This is a genomic window from Xanthomonas sp. BRIP62415 (assembly GCF_003993515.1).
Lineage (GTDB): Bacteria > Pseudomonadota > Gammaproteobacteria > Xanthomonadales > Xanthomonadaceae > Xanthomonas > Xanthomonas euroxanthea.
Genome location: NZ_QEZH01000037.1, coordinates 65,579 through 80,791, shown reverse-complemented (window position 1 = coordinate 80,791; position 15,213 = coordinate 65,579). Strand labels below are relative to the sequence as shown.

Below are 15,213 nucleotides of genomic sequence, written 5' to 3'. Positions count from 1 at the left end.
GATCCGCATGCAAATCCAGCATCGCCGCACTGTCTTGCTCGCTTTGCGTAGCGGCTGCTCGCCTGGTCTACGGCGCATTGCAGCCATGACGTTGAAAACCGGCACGCGTCTTCAGGCAGGCGTGATACGCCACCACCGCCGGCAACGCCGGCCGCGCGATCGGGCTGGCAAGCCAGCGCTGCGTGGATAAGCCCAACACGATATCGGCCAGGGTGAAGTCGGCTCCGAGCACGAACGGGCCGCCGCGTTGCAGCTGTGCCGCGAGGATGGCCATGTGCCGGTTCCACTCGCGCACGCTCGCCGCAATCGCCTGTGGATCGGCATGTGCCGCGCTGCCGCGCACGCTGGCCATGAACGCGTAACGCCAGGCGTTGTTGAGTTCGGTGGCCTGCCAATCCATCCATTGCTCGACCAGCGCACGGGCAGCGGGCGCCGTCGGCAACAGGTCGGCGCGTCCTGCACGCGCGGCCAGATACCGGCAGATCGTGTTCGACTCCCACAGCACCAGATCGCCATCGCGGATCACCGGCACCAGCGCATTGGGATTGAGCGCGCGAAAGGCCTCCGTATCCACCGATGCAAACCCGCTGCCATACGCGTGCAGCGTGTAGTCCAGCGCCAGTTCCTCGCACAGCCACAGCACCTTGCGCACGTTGATCGATGTCGGCTTTCCGTAGATGTCGGCTTTCCGTAGATGTCCAGCATATGTGCCCGGGGATGGAGGTGGTGAGTGCGTGCAGACGACTGCGCCAGTGACCGCTCTGCGTCTTGCGCGTGCGTCGATGCATCATTGCAGCAGCACGGCTGCCGCGTCTGCGTACAACGGAGCGGATGCTGCAATGGGCATGGGTATGTTCGTGCAGCCATACAGATCGATGCGTGCAACCTGCTCTGTCGCCGCGCGCCTACACCGTCAGCTTGCCCGCGTAAGCGTCGCGCACGCTCTGGCTGATATAGGTGCTCAAGCCGCGCCCTGCCTTGGCCAGGCGCTGCATGGTCGCGACCACGTCGGCGCCGGCACTGGCGGCGGTGTACACATAGGTCTCGCCACTGCGAAAGCGCACCGCGATTGCATCGTCTGCCACCGCATAGGCCACCACTCCGGAGTGGCCCTGGCGATTGCCGTAGCACTGCATCGACGGGAAGCGGCGGGCTGTCATGCAGGCAGGCTAGAAGCTGCGCAGTGACGGGCACCTCAACGCACGCGGCAGTCGCGCAGACCTTGCTGCGGCGCGCGTGCATCCATCGCGCCCCTCTTCCGGCGCAGCAGGTCAACGCGCATCGGACGCCAGCGGGTACAGCGCCGTCATCGCCTGGCAGCGTTGCGCAAACAGCGCGTGCAGCTGCCGCACCGCCGGTGAAAACTGTTTGCGATGCGGGCACACCAGGTGCAGAGGCAGGCGGTCGCCGCACTCCGGGAACAGCACCTGCAAACGCCCGGCCTGCACGTCGGTGCAGACATCCAGCCAGGATTTATAGGCGATGCCTTCGCCAGCCACTGCCCAGCGCCGCACGATATCGGCGTCGTCGCACAGCATCGCGCCACGCACCGGCACGATGTGGCGGCGGCCCTCCAGCTCGAACTGCCAGCGGTCGTAGGCGCGCCCGGCCAGCAGATACAGCAGGCAGGCGTGCTCGCGCAGCGCGTCCAGCGTGGCCGGTTGCCCGTGCCGTTGCAGATAGGACGGCGCGGCGACCAGCACCCGCCGGTTGTGCGGCGCCAGTGGCAGCGCCACATGCTCCGCATCGTCGATACGCCCCAGCCGGAACGCCACATCCACCGGCGCGCGGTACAGGTCCGCCACCTGGTCGGACAGATGCAGGCGCAGGCGCAGGCGCGGATGCGCGGCGCGGAACTCGGTCAGCCACGGCAGCAGCACATTGCGGCCCAGGTCCGACGGGGCGGTTACCTGCAGCACGCCCTGCAGTTCGGTGTCGTGCCCGCGCACCTGCTCGCGCCCATCGCGCAGCAGCTCCAGCACCTGGCGTGCGTAGGGCAGGTACTGCTCTCCCTCGGCGGTCAGCCGCAGGCTGCGCGTGGAGCGCGCAAACAGGCGCAGGTCCAGGGCCCGCTCCAGCCGCGCCACTGCCGCGCTGACCTGGCCGGGCAGCAGGTCGGCCTCGCGCGCGGCATTGGAAAAACTGCCCAGTGCCGCTGTGCGCACGAACAGCGCCAAGTCGTCGAAGCGGACCATCTTCACTCCAGCTGTGAAAGTGCTTGCGCAGTTTGCCGGTTTTTCTCGCAATGCCGGCGGCCGACCATGCAGTTCCCTCCCCGCAGGACGCCCGCCATGAAAGCCATCGCCTATCCCCAGCACGGTCTGCCCATCGACGACGCGCGCGCGCTGGTCGCGCTCGACCTGCCGTTGCCCGAGCCCGGCCCGCGCGACCTGCGCGTGCGTATCCATGCCATCTCGGTCAATCCGGTCGACACCAAGGTGCGCGCCAACGCCGCGGTCGACGCACCGCGCGTGCTCGGCTGGGATGCCAGCGGCGTGGTCGATGCGGTGGGCAGCGAGGTCAGCCTGTTCCAGCCCGGCGATGCGGTGTACTACGCCGGCACCTTGAACCGCCCGGGCACCAATGCCGAATACCACCTGGTGGACGAACGCCTGGTCGGGCGCAAGCCGGCCACGCTCGATGACGCCTCGGCCGCCGCGTTGCCGCTGACCGCGATCACCGCCTGGGAGCTGCTGTTCGACCGCCTGCGCATCGCCGAGGACGGCGGGCAGGGCCAGACCCTGCTGGTGGTCGGCGCCGCCGGGGGCGTCGGCTCGATCCTGGTGCAGCTGGCGCGCACGTTGACCAAGCTGACCGTGATCGGCACCGCCTCGCGCCCGCAGACGCAGGACTGGGTGTATGCGCTCGGTGCCCACCATGTCATCGACCACACCCAGCCGCTGAGCGAGAGCCTGCAGCGCATCGGCATCGCCCAGGTCGAGCATGTCGCCAGCCTGACCCATACCGACCAGCACTTCGCCCAGCTGGTCGAGGTGCTCGCACCGCAGGGCCAGCTGGCCCTGATCGACGACCCGGCCACGCTCGATGTGCTGCCGCTCAAGCGCAAGAGCGCGTCGCTGCACTGGGAATTCATGTTCACCCGCTCGCTGTTCGACACCGACGACATGATTGCCCAGCACCATCTGCTCAACCGCGTCGCCGCGCTGGTGGACAGCGGCACGCTGCGCAGCACGCTGGGCGAGCACTACGGCCGCATCACCGTCGATAACCTGCGCCGCGCCCACGCCGCACTGGAATCGCATCGCACCCGCGGCAAGCTGGTGCTGGAAGGGTTCTGACCGCGGCGACGTTGCGACTGCGCAGCTCCGGCCCGGCTCGCCACGCCGTCAGCCGCGTCGGAGTCGCTTGATGCGCATTGCCGCAGGCGCAACGTCCCAGGCGCCCGCGCCCTGAGCACCGGCCGCCCAACCGGCATCGCACTGGCGCAGCCCCTGCGACCGGCCCGGCTACACTGCGCGCATGTCATCCCAATCCCTGATCCTTCTCGGACTGCTTGTCGTAGTCCTCGTGTTGCAGCTGATCGCGCTGCTGCGACGTCCTTCCACCAGCGGCCTGGAGCTGGCGCTGCGTGCCGAGCAACGCGACGGCCGCGGCGAATTGCGCGAGCAGCTCGAAGGCCTGGCGCGGCAGCAGGACGGCCGCCTGGAAACCTTCGCACGCAATCTCACCGAACTGTCCACGCGCACCGACCAGCGCCTGGACCTGTTGCGCGACGCACTCGGCGAAGACGCACGCAAGGCGCGCGAAGAAAGCGCCCTGGCGCAACAACGCACCGGCGAACTGCTCACCCTGCGGCTGACCGAATTGCGCACCCAGCTCGACGGCTTCGGCCAGCAGCAGGAAACCCGCATCCAGGTGTTCGGCCAGCAGCTGACCGAGCTGATCGCGCGCACCGACACCCATATGGCCGCCCTGCGCGAAGCGCTGGCCGACGATGCCCGCAAGGGCCGGCAGGAGGCCGGCGAGTCGCAGCAGCGCTTCACCGAGGCGCTGGGCCAACGCCTGACCGAACTCACCCAACGCAACGAGCTGCGCATCGGCGAAATGCGCGCCACGCTGGAGCAACAGCTGGCCAACCTGCAGAACGACAACGCCAGCAAGCTCGAACTGATGCGCGCCACCGTCGATGAAAAACTGCAGACCACGCTCAACACGCGGCTGGATGCCTCCTTCAAGCTCGTCTCCGAACGCCTGGAACAGGTGCAGCGCGGCCTGGGCGAAATGCAGCAGCTGGCTACCGGCGTGGGCGATCTCAAGCGTGTGCTGAGCAACGTCAAGGACCGCGGCGGCTGGGGCGAAGTGCAGCTGGAGAACATCCTCGAGCAGACGCTGACGATGGAGCAGTACGCGCGCAGCGTGCGGGTCAGGCCCGACAGCGCCGAGGCGGTGGATTTCGCGATTCGCCTGCCGGGGCGTGGCGACGACACCGTGGTGTGGCTGCCCGTCGATGCCAAGTTCCCGCGCGAGGACTACGAACGCCTGATCGACGCGCAGGAAAAGGGCGACCTCGACGCGATCAAGACGTCGACGGCGCAGCTGGAACGCGCCATCCGCATCCAGGCCAAGTCGATCAGCGACAAGTACGTCTGCCCGCCGCAGACGACCGACTTCGCGGTGATGTTCCTGCCCACCGAAGGCCTGTACGCCGAAGTCATCCGTCGCGCCGGCCTGGTCGACCTGCTGCAGCGCGAGCATCGCGTGGTGCTGGCCGGCCCGACCACCTTCACCGCACTGCTCAACAGCCTGCAGATGGGCTTCCGCACGCTGGCGATCGAAAAGCGCTCCAGCGAGGTCTGGCAGGTGCTGGGCGCGGTGAAGAGCGAGTTCGGCAAGTTCGCCGGCATCCTCGAAAAGGCCGAGCGGCAGATCAGCACGGTCGGCAAGAGCCTGGGCGAAGCCAGCCGCAAGACCCGCACCATCGAACGCCGCCTGCGCGGCGTGGAAACCCTGGCCAGCGAACACTCCGAGGCGCTGCTGGACGATGCCGGCAGCGACGACACCGGCAGCAGCAGCAACGACGACAGCAACGACGAGCAGGAATGATCCGCCGCCCAAGACGACCCAACAAACCACGACGTAGGAGCGCACCCGGGCGCGACCAGGCATTACCGATAACGCCCCATCGCGGCCAGGGCCGCTCCTACAAAACGCAGGTCTCCGGCATGGCTTCTTGCCGATAGCGAGCACGCCACGCAGACATCGCCACCGCGATGCTTGCAGCCACCTGATGCAAGACGAGAGTGTCAACATGGCAACCCGATGGATCCATGCAGTGATCTGCGCACTGCTGCTGACCGCATGCAGCACGCCTCCGGCGACCAGGCCGGGCGCTGCGGCGGGCACGCCGCAGCCACCGCACGCCGGCTCCGCCGACGCTGCCGAATGCACGGCAAAGGGCGGGCAACTGCGTCCGGTCGGCCGCATGCAGACGGTGCGTTGCGTGGTGCCGTATGCCGATGCCGGCAAGACCTGCAGCGACAGCTCCGACTGCAGCGGCGATTGCCTGGCCACCAGCATCGTGCCGACCGGCACCGCGACATCCGGCACCTGCCAGCGCGACAGCGACCGCTTCGGTTGCCGCCAGGAAGTGATCGGCGGCATGGGCCAGGCCGCGTTGTGCATCGATTGACGTCTTCGAACGTGGTGAAGCGCCTGCACGGGTCGATCAGCCGCTTGGTCCGTGCGCGTCGCTGGAGATCACTGCAAGCGCCATGAGCCAGCCGTCTCGCTCGCGCCATCCTGGCGGTTTATGCTCTCGGCTCTACCTGTCCAGGACGTATCGATGAGCCAGACGCTTTACGACATCCCGGTTGCCCGCATCGACGGTGAGCCCGCCACGCTGGCCGACTATCGCGGCAAGGTGCTGCTGGTGGTCAACGTCGCCTCCAAGTGCGGACTGACCCCGCAGTACGAGAGCCTGGAAGCGCTGTATCGCGACAAGCAGGCACAGGGACTGGAAGTGCTGGGCTTTCCGGCCAACGACTTCAAGGGGCAGGAGCCCGGCAGCGAGGCGGAGATCGCGCAGTTCTGCCAGCTCACCTACGACGTGACCTTTCCGATGTTCTCCAAGATCGCCGTCACCGGTGCCGAGATCCATCCGCTGTATCAGCAGTTGACCAGCGCGCATCCGCAGGCCACCGGCGATGGCCCGATGCGCGAGAAACTGGCCGGCTACGGCATCGCACCCAACCCCGCACCGGGCGTGCTGTGGAACTTCGAAAAATTCCTGATCGGCCGCGACGGCCAGGTCATCGACCGCTTCGCCCCCGACGTGCCGGCAGACGATGCGCGCCTGCGTGCGGCGGTGGATGCAGCGTTGGCATCGGCTGCCTGAAGCTCCTCTCCACCAGGACGAGACGCCACGCGTGCGCGCCAGTGGCACGCGTGGCCTGACGCAGCAAGCTGCATCCACCGTGTCGGTGCACGCATCGCGAAGGTGACTCAACAAGGACCCTGTCGATGCGTCTGCTCTTTGTCCTCCTGATGCTGCCTGGCAGTTCGTCGTTACACGCTGCGGAGCTTTGCCGCGACCTGCAGACAACCCCGGAAAGTAACGCTTGCTGGAACGAGCAAGTCGGCATCGCGCAGGCACGTCTGGATGATTATCTTGCGACCGCGCGCGACCGGGCCGTTTCCACATTGGGTATTGCCGCCGACGCTTTCGACAACGCACAGACGGCGTGGACGACGTACCGGGATCTTCAGTGCGGCAATGTGCAAACGCGCTGGCACGATGCGACAGTCCGGCCGGCCAAGGTGGCGAGCTGCATCGTCGACCTCGACGATCAGCGCGCGCACGATCTATGGAAGCACTATCTCACCTATATCGACCGCACGCCGTCGATCAGGCCCGAACCGGAGTTGCGCGCTGGCAAGTGAGCTGGCAACTGCACCTTCGATCCTTCGGTCTGGATTGCCTGAGGCAAGCCTGCGCCTAGGCAGCCTAGTCCTTGGTGCCACTTCGCATGCTGGTGGCGGAAAATAAAAAGCCCGGGATCGCTCCCGGGCTTTCATATTGACGCCAAACCGCACGCTAGATCGATCAACGAATCCACTGCGGGATCGGCATTGCATCCACCGGCACGGTGCTGTCCTTGTCCTCGCGCAGGTAGTCGGGCAACTCGTTGTCCTTCTGGCGATGGCTGCGCAGGTCGCGCACGATCTGGTAGTTGCGGCGCTGCATCCATGCATCGCGGGTCAGTGCGTATTCGTCCGGTGCCTGGTCGCGCAGCGAATCCAGCGACATCAGCTGCGCGCGCGTATCCACCAGCTGCAGGCCCTGCAGGGCGAAGCGCGCGCCGCTGTCGTCGACCTGGCGCAACGGCGAGAGCGGAATGTCGCCGCCCAGGCCGAAGGTGTCGCGCACCGTGCGTGGGCCGAACAGCGGCAACTCGAAGTAGCGCGAATTGCGCCAGCCCCACACACCCAGGGTCTGACCGAAGTCCTCGCTGCGGCGCGGAATGCCGGCTGCGGAGGCCGGATCGAACAGGCCGGCCACGCCCAGCGTGGAATTCATCACGAAGCGGCCCAGCGACTGCATCGCATACACCGGGTGGCCCTGCAGCAGCTGGTTGACCATGGTCAGCGGCGTGCCGAGGTTGTCGAAGAAGTTGGTCACGCCCAGGCGTGCCGGACGCGGCACCACTTTGGTATAGCCGGTGGCCAACGGACGCGCCACGCCCCGGTCCACGGCCAGGTTGAAGCGGTGCATGCCGCGGTTGTAGCGCTCCCACGGATCGTAGGGCGGCGCTTCACCGGGCTGGCCCGGTGCACCGTTGGCGCCGGCCTGCGGGGTGGTGGGGCCGTAGAGCGCAGCGTAGTCGTCCTCGGCCGAGGTGGCGGCACCTGCGGTCCCGGCGCTGGCATCGGCGCCGGTCTGGTCGGCCGGGGCTGCTGCGGCGGTGGTCGGCAGGGCGTCCGGGGCGGCAAAGCCGGCAGTGGCCGGCTGCGCCGTCACAGCGGCGTCGTCACGCACCGGGGCCGGGGTCGCGTCCGGGGCGGTCTCGGCCGCGGACGCAGGCGGCGCGGATTTCGGAGCGTGGCTGGCGCAGGCACCAAGCAGCAGGCAGGCGGCCAACAGGGAAAGGGGGCGAAGCTGGGTCATGGGGTGGCGCTCAGGCCTGGAAATCGAAAGTAGGGGACAAACGGTAGGCGGCGCGTAATTCGTCCAGACCGGACGCCTCACCCACCACCGTGACGGGACCGGCACCGGTGGCGCGCAGCCGCGCCGCCAGTTCGGCCAGCATTGCAACGCCGGCACTGTCCAGGCGTTGTACACCCGACAGGTCCAGCGTGCGAATGCCGTCCAGTTGCGCAATCGCCTGCGGCCAGGCCGCCGTGACCGCGTCGCGGTCGAGCACGCCGGTCAGTGCTAGCGTCTGGCCATTGCGTTGCACGGAATCGTTACTTGCCATTGGCCGGTGCCGGACCGACCTGCAGATTGCCGCTACGCAGCTCTGCGGCGACCTTGGCAATGCCCTTTTCGCGCAGCGGGGCGTCGAACTGGGTCTTGAAGGTCTGCACGTAGGAGATGCCTTCGATCATCACATCGAAGATCTTCCACTGGCCACCGACGTTACGCATCATGTAGTCGACCGGGGTCGGGTCGTTGCCGGCGCGCAGCAGGTCAGTGGATACCTTGACGCCGCGGTTGCCCGGCAGCGCGCTCTCGGACTTGGCGCGGAAGGTCGGCTTGCCTTCGAAGTTGAGCAACGCGGTGCCGTAACGCTGCATCAGGTTGTCGGCCAGCGCATCGGCAAACAGCTTGACGTCCGCATCGGAGGCGCCACGGCCGTTGACGCCCAGCACCAGGCGGGCCGAGTAGTCGCGATCGAAGGCCTTGTTCAATTCGCCATTGATGTACTGGCGCAGCGCGGCCGGGTTGCTGCGGAACTCGGCGCGGCGCTGGTCCAGCGTGCTCAGGATGCGGGTGCTGCTGTCGATGACGGTCTTGGTGGCCGCGCCCTGCGCAGGCGCGCTGGCGGCAGCCGGCTGCGCCAGCACGGTGGCCGGTGCGCACACCAGCAGGGTCGAGGCCAGGACAGCGGAGAGCAGGGTGGTTTTCATTGGTGCGGTTCCGTAGAGGGAGAAGCGGGCTGGGCAGGCGGGGCGGCCTGACCCTCTGCGGCGGATTTATCACCGCCGCCACTGAACATGTACTTGCCGACCAGCTGCAGCAGATCCACCGCCGGCTGGGTGAAGCCGATTTCTTCGCCCGGCTTGAGCGTTTCCGGGTCGCCGCCCGGCTGCAGCCCGATATAACTCTCGCCCAGCAGGCCGCTGGTGAAGATGCCGGCCGAGGTGTCGGCCGGCAGATCCTTGTACTTGTTGTCCAGCGACAGGGTCACCACCGAGTCGAACCTGGTCGGATCCAGGCTGATGTCGGACACCTTGCCGATGGTGACGCCGCCGATCTTCACCGGTGCCTGCGCACGCAGCTGGCCGATCTGGCTGAAGCGCGCGGTCAGCGTGTACTGGCTGGAGCCGAAGCCCCAGCGCTGGTTGGTCGAGGCCACCGCCAGCACCAGCAGTGAGGCCAGGGTCAGCAGCAAAAAGGCGCCGACGGCGAATTCGAGTCGTGGTCCACGCATGGCCATAGTTATTCCACTCACCTAAACAACATTGCAGAAAGGACGAAGTTGAACATCAGCACCAGCAGCGAGGCGTTCACCACCGCGCGGGTGGTGGCGATCGAGGTGCCTTCGATGGTCGGTTCGGCGTGGAAGCCCACGTAGGCGGCGACCAACGCGGCGGTGCCGCCGAAGATCGCCGACTTGAGCATGGCCACGCCAAAGTCGTCCCAGAAGTCCACGCTGTTGCTCAACCCTGACCAGAATGTGCCGTTGTCGATGCCCAGCACGTGCACGGCTTCGAAATAGCCGCCGGTGATGGCCAGCGAGCAGAACACGCCGGTCAGCAACGGCACCGTCAGCACCGCCGCCCAGAAGCGCGGCGCCACCGCCTTGGCGACCGGATCGATGGCCATCAGCTCCAGCGCCTTGATCTGGTCGGTGGCGCGCATCAGGCCCAGCTCGGCCGCGATCGAGCTGCCGGCGCGCCCAATGAACAGCAGCGCGGTCAGCACCGGTGCCAGCTCGCGGTACAGCGACAGCCCCAGCAGCGTGGACAGCGCATCCGACGCACCGTAGGTGGTCAGCGTGCGATAGCCCTGCAGGGTCAGCACCAGGCCGACGAAGGCGCCGCCGACGGCGATGATCGGCAGCGACCGCGCGCCGACCTTGTAGATCTCGCGCACCAGCTCGGCGATGAAATCGCGCGTGGGCACCGAGCCGCGCAGCACGGTCAGCGAAAACAGCCCGGCGCGGCCGAAGGCGCGGATCGACTCGACCATGGCCATCAGGCGGCACTCCGGTCGCGCCGCGGCGCCGCATCGAAGGCGATCGGCCCATCCGGCTGGCCATGCAGGAACTGCTGCACCAGCGGATCGGTACTGTCCTGCAGCTGCTCCGGCGTGCCGGCGAACACGATGCCGCCATTGGCGATGACCACTGCCTGGTCGCTGATCGGCAGGGTTTCGTGCACGTGGTGGCTGACGATGATGCTGGTCAGGCCGAGGCTGTCGTTGAGGCGCTGGATCAGGCTCATGATCACGCCCGAGGCGATCGGGTCCAGCCCGGTCAGCGGTTCGTCGTAGATCATCAGCGGCGGGTCCAGGGCCAGCGCACGCGCCAGCGCCACACGCCGCGCCATGCCGCCGGACAATTCGCGCGGCCAGGCATCGGCGGCGGCCAGCAGGCCCACTGCATGCAGCTTCATCTGTACCAGGCGCTGCAGCACCGGCGCCGGCAGGCGCGTATGCGTACGCAGCGGCAGCGCGACGTTGTCGGCCACGCTCAGGTCGGTCAGCAGGCCATTGCCCTGCAGCAGCACGCCGACATTGCGACGCATCTCCAGCAGTGCACGGTTGCCATGCGGGATCGTGTTGCCGAACAGGGTGACCGTGCCGGCGACCGGACGCAGCTCGCCGGTCAGCGCGGCCAGCAAGGTGGACTTGCCGCTGCCGGACGGACCGAGCACGGCAGTGATGCTGCCGCGTGGCACCTCGAGCGAGACGTCGCGCAGGATCGTGCGACCGCCGCGATCGATGCGGACACCGGACAACTGCACGACAGGGGATGCGGACGCCGTCATCGAAGCCTTTAACAGAATTCCAACGCGATAGAGTAGCCGTCACACGGCTGAACATAACCGAACCGGTGCGTCCAGTATTATCGCATGACGCCTGCATTGCAGCGGACGCGTTGCAGCCGGCATGCATGCAACAAGCCGTCTCATGCATGACCCAACGCAATCTGCGAGCGCAGGGGTGTTGTGGCAGGTATGCCCTAGGTGGATGATCGGAGTTCCGGACGACCACGAGTACGTAATGGATCTACTGACCCTGGAGCACTTTGCAGGCAGCGTCAATGAAACGTTCTCTGCCGCATTGAACGAAGGCGAGGTGCCATTCGTGCTGGTCGAGGCGCGGCCGCTGCCCACCACGCATGCCGTCCACCGGGCGCCCTTCTCGCTGCTGTTCCGCAACAGCTCGGCGTTCCTGTTTCCGCAGCAGACCTATCAGCTGCGACACACGCGGCTGGGCGAGATCGGCGTGTTCCTGGTGCCGGTGGCGCGCGAGCGCGACGGGTTTCTGTATCAGGCCGTTTTCAACTGAGTGCGTTCAACCGCGGTGCTCGGGAAAATGCCAGTGCATCTGCAGATGCGTCTGGTTGCTCATACCCGCGACGAAACCTTGGCGGACATACAGTCGTTGCGCGGCGGGGTTTGCGTGCAGCACGTGCAATGACAATCCGCATCCCGCCTCGCGCGCCACCGCCTGCGCGTAGGCGAGCAGTTGCGAGCCGATGCCCTGGCCGCGCCAGTCCGGCATCAGGCTGATATCCACCAGCGTATGTTGCGCGGCAGCGCGGTGCAGATACAGGCGCCCGATACGCAGATCCTTGGCCTGGACGATCAGAAAGTCGCCGCCTTCAAAATGTTGCTGATAATGCGCGCGCTGCAGCGCAAACTGCTGCTGAAGAAAGGCGCGTTTGCTCGCCTCCGGCCACGGTACCGGTGCCAGCTCGTCGCTGCGGGTGCTGGCATAAAGCGCCTGCAGCCACGCGATGTCGGCTGGCTGCTCGGGGCGCAGGGCAAGATCCACCGCGCCCCGATTAGCGGTAGCGCTCGTTACGAACTGCATCTTCATCGCCGCCTCTGCAACGCGCCCGGATGACGGCAGCGCTCAGTCGAACGCCGGATAGTCGCCCTGCAGCGCGATGCAGAAGTTCACGGCCAGATAGGGCTGGCGGTTCTCGTGCGCCTGTCCGCTGCCGGTAGGCAACAGCATGGTCGGGGAGAATTGCTTGTCCGGCGCGACCGCCAGGAACGGGCGCTCGGTGTTGACGTTCAGCGACGACAGCGCCACACCGTTGGCTGGCGTGCCCGTCTTCTTGGTCACGTCCGGCTGCGAGAGTATGTTGACGCCATGCTGGTGCATCGGGATCTGCGTGCTGAGCAGGCTTTCCGACGCGGAGCCGAAGTTGCTACCCAGCGAGTGCGGGGTCAGGCCCGGCCCCGCGCCCTGCTGGCAACCGGCGCGTGCGGAAAAGTTCGGTAACTGGAAGGTGCTGTTACCGTTGCCGCCATAGGCCACGCCGAGCAGGGAGTACAGCGTGGTGTTCTGCGTGATCGGCAGTGTGGCGCCATTGCAGAACGCCCAGCCGTAGGGGTTGTAGTCGAAGCCGAACAGCTGGATTTCGCCGATATAGGGTTCGGTCATGAACAGAGTCTCCGATGAAGCGGATGCATACCGCGGCCTGCCGGCGCGGCGCGGGGATCAGGCCTGCTGCGGAAAGATGCCCGTGGTGGCGATGCAGTACTGCACCGTCAGTGTCGGCATGAGGTTGTCGTGCGGCTGGTTGCCGCCGGCAAACGAGGTGCTCTGCGTGGACATCGCCAAGGTGGTGCCACCGGTTGCATCGCTCACGTAGAACGTGCTGCCGTTGACCGCCGCCGGCAATAACCCCGCGGGTGCGGTCGCCGTCGCTGCGGTGGTGGTGGCTTGAGCGGTATGCGTGTGCGCCGGCATCTGCAGGTCCGTCAACGTCACCGTCTCGGTGCCGGCGTGCTGGGCGAGCACGTAGTTGCTCAGGCCCGGTCCCTGGCCCTGGTGGATCGGCAGGCGGCCGCGCAGATCCGGCACGCCGAACGTGCTGGTGCCATTGCCACCGTAGACAGTGCCGAGCAGGACGTACAACGGTTCGTATTCGGAAATCTGCAGCAACGAGCCGTCGCACGCCTGCCAACCCTGGGGAGTGCGGCCAAAACCGAACATGCGGATTTCGCCAATGAAGGGAGTACCCATGAAATTCTTCCTGGTCGATGGAGCGTCGTACGCAAGGCTGCGTACGCCGGCGCCCCCGGATACGGATGCGCCTAGCTGCGCGAAGGGAAGATGCCGGACAGCGCGATGCAGAAATTGATCGCGGTATAGGGTTGCAGGTTCGGATGCGCCTGGCTGCCGCCGCTGTTGGCGATCGTGGACTGGGACAGCGGCACCATCGCGCCAGGCGCGGCGTACAACGCGTGCGCAGTCCCGGAGGCGACGTTGTTGTTCGCGAACAGACGGCCTGTCGGTGTGCGGTTGTCGCCGTTGGCGCTACTGCAATTCATCAGGTGGCTGTGCGGGGGCAGGTTGTCTGCCACCAGCGTCACCGTCTCCGCGCCTGCCGCCTGGCCCATGGGAGCGGCAGGCGGCTGCCAGTTCGGATCCGCCGACGGCCCATAGCCTAGCGGGGTGCGCCCACGCATGTCCGGCAAGCCGAACGTGGTCCTGCCATCGCCGCCGAAACGCGTGCCGAGCAGACTGAACAGGGCCTGGTTCTGATTGATCGGCAGCAATTGCCCGTTGCACTGCGCAAAATACTTCGGCGCGAATGCGAAACCGGTCAACATGATCTGGCCGATGAAGAACTCACTCATGCAGCTCTCCCTACGTAGGTGCGCCGCCGACCGACTGTCGGAGACTGACGTAGTCATACCTGCCGACATTGCATACCACAAGCCACCAAGATCCTAATTGAGATGAAGTATTAATTTTTCATTCTTTAACTGGCAGTCAGTTCCAGTTCAAATAGCGCTATAGTTGAATCACATGCCTCTTTAGGCATTGCGTTGCGCTGATCCGAGGCACCAGGACCGCTGCCGACGCCATTGGGGTGGCGTGCTTTTTCGGGGAAAACTTATGTCTACGACCTTCGCCGCCTCGGGTGGCGTGCGCCTGCTGCTGCGTTGGATGCTGGCGCTGTTGCTGTTGGCGACCTCTCACGTCGCCCTGGCTGCCTACTGCCCGACTCCGAAAAGCGCCACCGTCAACTCAGGTGGCTCGGTGTCCTTCGAAGTCGGCGACTGCGACGGCCCTTCCAATATCGGCATGACCGATCCCGGCGTGCCCCCGGCGCATGGCACGTACAGTCTTCCCGGTCAGAATCCTGACAGCACCGAGCAGGTGACCTATACCAACAACGGCGATGGCGCGACATCGGACTCGTTCTATCTGTTGGACGAAGACAACAACCAGATCGTCTTCAACATCACCGTCAACCCCTCGCGCACTGCCAGCATCGCGGTGAGCCCGGCCAGCCGCAACGAAAATAGCGGCGCAGCGTTCACCTACACGGTGACGCTGAGCCAGAGCAGCAGTTCGGCGACCACGGTAAACCTTGGTCGCAGCGGCACCGCCACCAGCGGCACCGACTACACGGGTGCGCCGAGCAGCATCGAGGTGCCCGCCAACGCCACCACGGCCACCTTTTCCGTCACCCCGGTCGCCGACACCACGGTGGAGGCCGACGAGACGGTGGTGATCAGCGTGGCCAGCGGTAGCGGCTATGGCATCGGCAGTCCGTCCAGCGCCACCGCCACCATCGTCAACGACGACTTTCCGACCGCATCGATCACGGTGTCTCCGTCCAGCGTGCCCGAGGACGGTACGGCCAACCTGATCTACACCGTCTCGCTCGACCAGGCCGCGCAGAGCGCGGTATCGGTCGCCTTCAGCGTCGGCGGCAGCGCGACCTCAGGCACCGACTACGCGGCCGTGAGTTCGCCGCTGGTGATCAACGCCGGCCAGACCACCGGCACCATCACCATCAATCCGACCGCCGATGCCACCATCGAACCGGACGAGAC

At 66.4% G+C, this 15,213-nt stretch carries 19 protein-coding genes and 1 pseudogene; 7 read left to right on the top strand and 13 right to left on the bottom strand.

Annotated elements, in window-relative coordinates; all coding sequences use genetic code 11:
• Positions 1-67 precede the first annotated feature (67 nt).
• The 3 genes from EO141_RS19750 to EO141_RS19740 form a co-directional block, all read right to left on the bottom strand.
• A complete protein-coding gene (locus EO141_RS19750; RefSeq protein WP_164739358.1) occupies positions 68-679 on the bottom strand; it encodes a glutathione S-transferase in 612 nt (203 codons plus the stop codon).
• A 226-nt stretch (positions 680-905) separates the two neighbouring features.
• The gene (locus EO141_RS19745; RefSeq protein ID WP_104585887.1) at positions 906-1,136 is read right to left on the bottom strand and encodes a hypothetical protein; all 231 of its coding nucleotides are present in this window, start codon (positions 1,134-1,136) and stop codon (positions 906-908) included.
• Positions 1,137-1,271: 135 nt separating this feature from the next.
• Positions 1,272-2,195 (bottom strand): LysR family transcriptional regulator, encoded by a 924-nt coding sequence (locus tag EO141_RS19740; protein ID WP_104650398.1) that lies wholly within the window; start codon positions 2,193-2,195, stop codon positions 1,272-1,274.
• Positions 2,196-2,291: 96 nt separating this feature from the next.
• On the opposite strand from EO141_RS19740, the gene EO141_RS19735 reads away from it, so the two are divergent.
• The 5 genes from EO141_RS19735 to EO141_RS19715 all read left to right on the top strand — a co-directional run bounded on the left by EO141_RS19735 (position 2,292) and on the right by EO141_RS19715 (position 6,900).
• Complete coding sequence (locus EO141_RS19735) at positions 2,292-3,299, top strand: zinc-binding alcohol dehydrogenase family protein (protein WP_126943786.1); 1,008 nt, start codon at positions 2,292-2,294, stop codon at positions 3,297-3,299.
• A 181-nt stretch (positions 3,300-3,480) separates the two neighbouring features.
• The gene (gene rmuC, locus EO141_RS19730) at positions 3,481-5,064 is read left to right on the top strand and encodes a DNA recombination protein RmuC (RefSeq protein ID WP_127170050.1); all 1,584 of its coding nucleotides are present in this window, start codon (positions 3,481-3,483) and stop codon (positions 5,062-5,064) included.
• 181 nt (positions 5,065-5,245) lie between these two features.
• Positions 5,246-5,650, top strand: coding sequence for a hypothetical protein (locus EO141_RS19725; protein ID WP_206514840.1), 405 nt, complete (start codon positions 5,246-5,248; stop codon positions 5,648-5,650).
• A 153-nt stretch (positions 5,651-5,803) separates the two neighbouring features.
• Positions 5,804-6,355: a glutathione peroxidase gene (locus EO141_RS19720; protein WP_115678196.1), complete on the top strand. Its 552-nt coding sequence runs from the start codon at positions 5,804-5,806 to the stop codon at positions 6,353-6,355.
• Positions 6,356-6,480: 125 nt separating this feature from the next.
• A complete protein-coding gene (locus tag EO141_RS19715; RefSeq protein WP_127170049.1) occupies positions 6,481-6,900 on the top strand; it encodes a lysozyme inhibitor LprI family protein in 420 nt (139 codons plus the stop codon).
• Positions 6,901-7,063: 163 nt separating this feature from the next.
• Here the strand turns inward: EO141_RS19715 and EO141_RS19710 are convergent, their stop codons facing one another.
• The 6 genes from EO141_RS19710 to EO141_RS19685 are packed head-to-tail and all read right to left on the bottom strand — an operon-like array spanning position 7,064 to position 11,172.
• Complete coding sequence (locus EO141_RS19710; RefSeq protein WP_127170048.1) at positions 7,064-8,125, bottom strand: VacJ family lipoprotein; 1,062 nt, start codon at positions 8,123-8,125, stop codon at positions 7,064-7,066.
• A gap of 10 nt (positions 8,126-8,135) precedes the next feature.
• On the bottom strand, positions 8,136-8,435 hold the full coding sequence (locus EO141_RS19705; protein ID WP_104650361.1) for an STAS domain-containing protein: 300 nt from the start codon (positions 8,433-8,435) through the stop codon (positions 8,136-8,138).
• Positions 8,425-9,087, bottom strand: a complete 663-nt coding sequence (locus EO141_RS19700) for an ABC transporter substrate-binding protein (RefSeq protein WP_104586194.1) — start codon at positions 9,085-9,087, stop codon at positions 8,425-8,427. The genes EO141_RS19705 and EO141_RS19700 overlap by 11 nt, the downstream gene beginning before the upstream one ends.
• Positions 9,084-9,617 (bottom strand): outer membrane lipid asymmetry maintenance protein MlaD, encoded by a 534-nt coding sequence (mlaD, locus tag EO141_RS19695; RefSeq protein ID WP_104586196.1) that lies wholly within the window; start codon positions 9,615-9,617, stop codon positions 9,084-9,086. The genes EO141_RS19700 and mlaD overlap by 4 nt, the downstream gene beginning before the upstream one ends.
• Positions 9,618-9,628: 11 nt before the next feature.
• Positions 9,629-10,378: an MlaE family lipid ABC transporter permease subunit gene (locus EO141_RS19690; protein ID WP_104535395.1), complete on the bottom strand. Its 750-nt coding sequence runs from the start codon at positions 10,376-10,378 to the stop codon at positions 9,629-9,631.
• Positions 10,378-11,172: an ATP-binding cassette domain-containing protein gene (locus EO141_RS19685; RefSeq protein WP_127170047.1), complete on the bottom strand. Its 795-nt coding sequence runs from the start codon at positions 11,170-11,172 to the stop codon at positions 10,378-10,380. Before EO141_RS19685 ends, EO141_RS19690 begins: the two co-directional genes overlap by 1 nt.
• A 235-nt stretch (positions 11,173-11,407) precedes the next feature.
• Between EO141_RS19685 and EO141_RS19680 the strand changes: the two genes are divergently transcribed.
• Positions 11,408-11,695: a hypothetical protein gene (locus EO141_RS19680; protein ID WP_104586190.1), complete on the top strand. Its 288-nt coding sequence runs from the start codon at positions 11,408-11,410 to the stop codon at positions 11,693-11,695.
• A gap of 6 nt (positions 11,696-11,701) precedes the next feature.
• Here the strand turns inward: EO141_RS19680 and EO141_RS19675 are convergent, their stop codons facing one another.
• From EO141_RS19675 to EO141_RS19660, 4 genes are all read right to left on the bottom strand, one after another.
• Positions 11,702-12,229, bottom strand: a complete 528-nt coding sequence (locus tag EO141_RS19675) for a GNAT family N-acetyltransferase (protein WP_127170046.1) — start codon at positions 12,227-12,229, stop codon at positions 11,702-11,704.
• A 36-nt stretch (positions 12,230-12,265) separates the two neighbouring features.
• Positions 12,266-12,802 carry a tail fiber protein gene (locus tag EO141_RS19670; protein WP_126969440.1) on the bottom strand — a complete coding sequence of 179 codons (537 nt, stop codon included), beginning with the start codon at positions 12,800-12,802 and terminating at the stop codon, positions 12,266-12,268.
• Positions 12,803-12,859: 57 nt separating this feature from the next.
• Positions 12,860-13,387, bottom strand: coding sequence for a tail fiber protein (locus EO141_RS19665; RefSeq protein WP_115678192.1), 528 nt, complete (start codon positions 13,385-13,387; stop codon positions 12,860-12,862).
• Positions 13,388-13,458: 71 nt separating this feature from the next.
• The gene (locus EO141_RS19660; protein ID WP_127170045.1) at positions 13,459-14,004 is read right to left on the bottom strand and encodes a tail fiber protein; all 546 of its coding nucleotides are present in this window, start codon (positions 14,002-14,004) and stop codon (positions 13,459-13,461) included.
• Between the two features lie 262 nt (positions 14,005-14,266).
• On the opposite strand from EO141_RS19660, the pseudogene EO141_RS21905 reads away from it, so the two are divergent.
• A pseudogene (locus EO141_RS21905) lies at positions 14,267-15,169 on the top strand (Calx-beta domain-containing protein); the annotation flags it as partial.
• Positions 15,170-15,213: the final 44 nt, after the last annotated feature.

What these genes read in the sequence shown, in the direction of transcription:
- EO141_RS19690 (WP_104535395.1), bottom strand. Translation starts at nt 10,378, where the DNA reads ATGGCCATGGTCGAGTCGATCCGCGCCTTCGGCCGCGCCGGGCTGTTT.
- EO141_RS19745 (WP_104585887.1), bottom strand. Translation starts at nt 1,136, where the DNA reads ATGCAGTGCTACGGCAATCGCCAGGGCCACTCCGGAGTGGTGGCCTAT.
- EO141_RS19720 (WP_115678196.1), top strand. Translation starts at nt 5,804, where the DNA reads ATGAGCCAGACGCTTTACGACATCCCGGTTGCCCGCATCGACGGTGAG.
- EO141_RS19675 (WP_127170046.1), bottom strand. Translation starts at nt 12,229, where the DNA reads ATGAAGATGCAGTTCGTAACGAGCGCTACCGCTAATCGGGGCGCGGTG.
- rmuC (WP_127170050.1), top strand. Translation starts at nt 3,481, where the DNA reads ATGTCATCCCAATCCCTGATCCTTCTCGGACTGCTTGTCGTAGTCCTC.
- EO141_RS19700 (WP_104586194.1), bottom strand. Translation starts at nt 9,087, where the DNA reads ATGAAAACCACCCTGCTCTCCGCTGTCCTGGCCTCGACCCTGCTGGTG.
- EO141_RS19680 (WP_104586190.1), top strand. Translation starts at nt 11,408, where the DNA reads ATGGATCTACTGACCCTGGAGCACTTTGCAGGCAGCGTCAATGAAACG.
- EO141_RS19740 (WP_104650398.1), bottom strand. Translation starts at nt 2,195, where the DNA reads ATGGTCCGCTTCGACGACTTGGCGCTGTTCGTGCGCACAGCGGCACTG.
- EO141_RS19735 (WP_126943786.1), top strand. Translation starts at nt 2,292, where the DNA reads ATGAAAGCCATCGCCTATCCCCAGCACGGTCTGCCCATCGACGACGCG.
- EO141_RS19685 (WP_127170047.1), bottom strand. Translation starts at nt 11,172, where the DNA reads ATGACGGCGTCCGCATCCCCTGTCGTGCAGTTGTCCGGTGTCCGCATC.
- EO141_RS19710 (WP_127170048.1), bottom strand. Translation starts at nt 8,125, where the DNA reads ATGACCCAGCTTCGCCCCCTTTCCCTGTTGGCCGCCTGCCTGCTGCTT.
- EO141_RS19665 (WP_115678192.1), bottom strand. Translation starts at nt 13,387, where the DNA reads ATGGGTACTCCCTTCATTGGCGAAATCCGCATGTTCGGTTTTGGCCGC.
- EO141_RS19670 (WP_126969440.1), bottom strand. Translation starts at nt 12,802, where the DNA reads ATGACCGAACCCTATATCGGCGAAATCCAGCTGTTCGGCTTCGACTAC.
- EO141_RS19715 (WP_127170049.1), top strand. Translation starts at nt 6,481, where the DNA reads ATGCGTCTGCTCTTTGTCCTCCTGATGCTGCCTGGCAGTTCGTCGTTA.
- EO141_RS19660 (WP_127170045.1), bottom strand. Translation starts at nt 14,004, where the DNA reads ATGAGTGAGTTCTTCATCGGCCAGATCATGTTGACCGGTTTCGCATTC.
- EO141_RS19705 (WP_104650361.1), bottom strand. Translation starts at nt 8,435, where the DNA reads ATGGCAAGTAACGATTCCGTGCAACGCAATGGCCAGACGCTAGCACTG.
- mlaD (WP_104586196.1), bottom strand. Translation starts at nt 9,617, where the DNA reads ATGGCCATGCGTGGACCACGACTCGAATTCGCCGTCGGCGCCTTTTTG.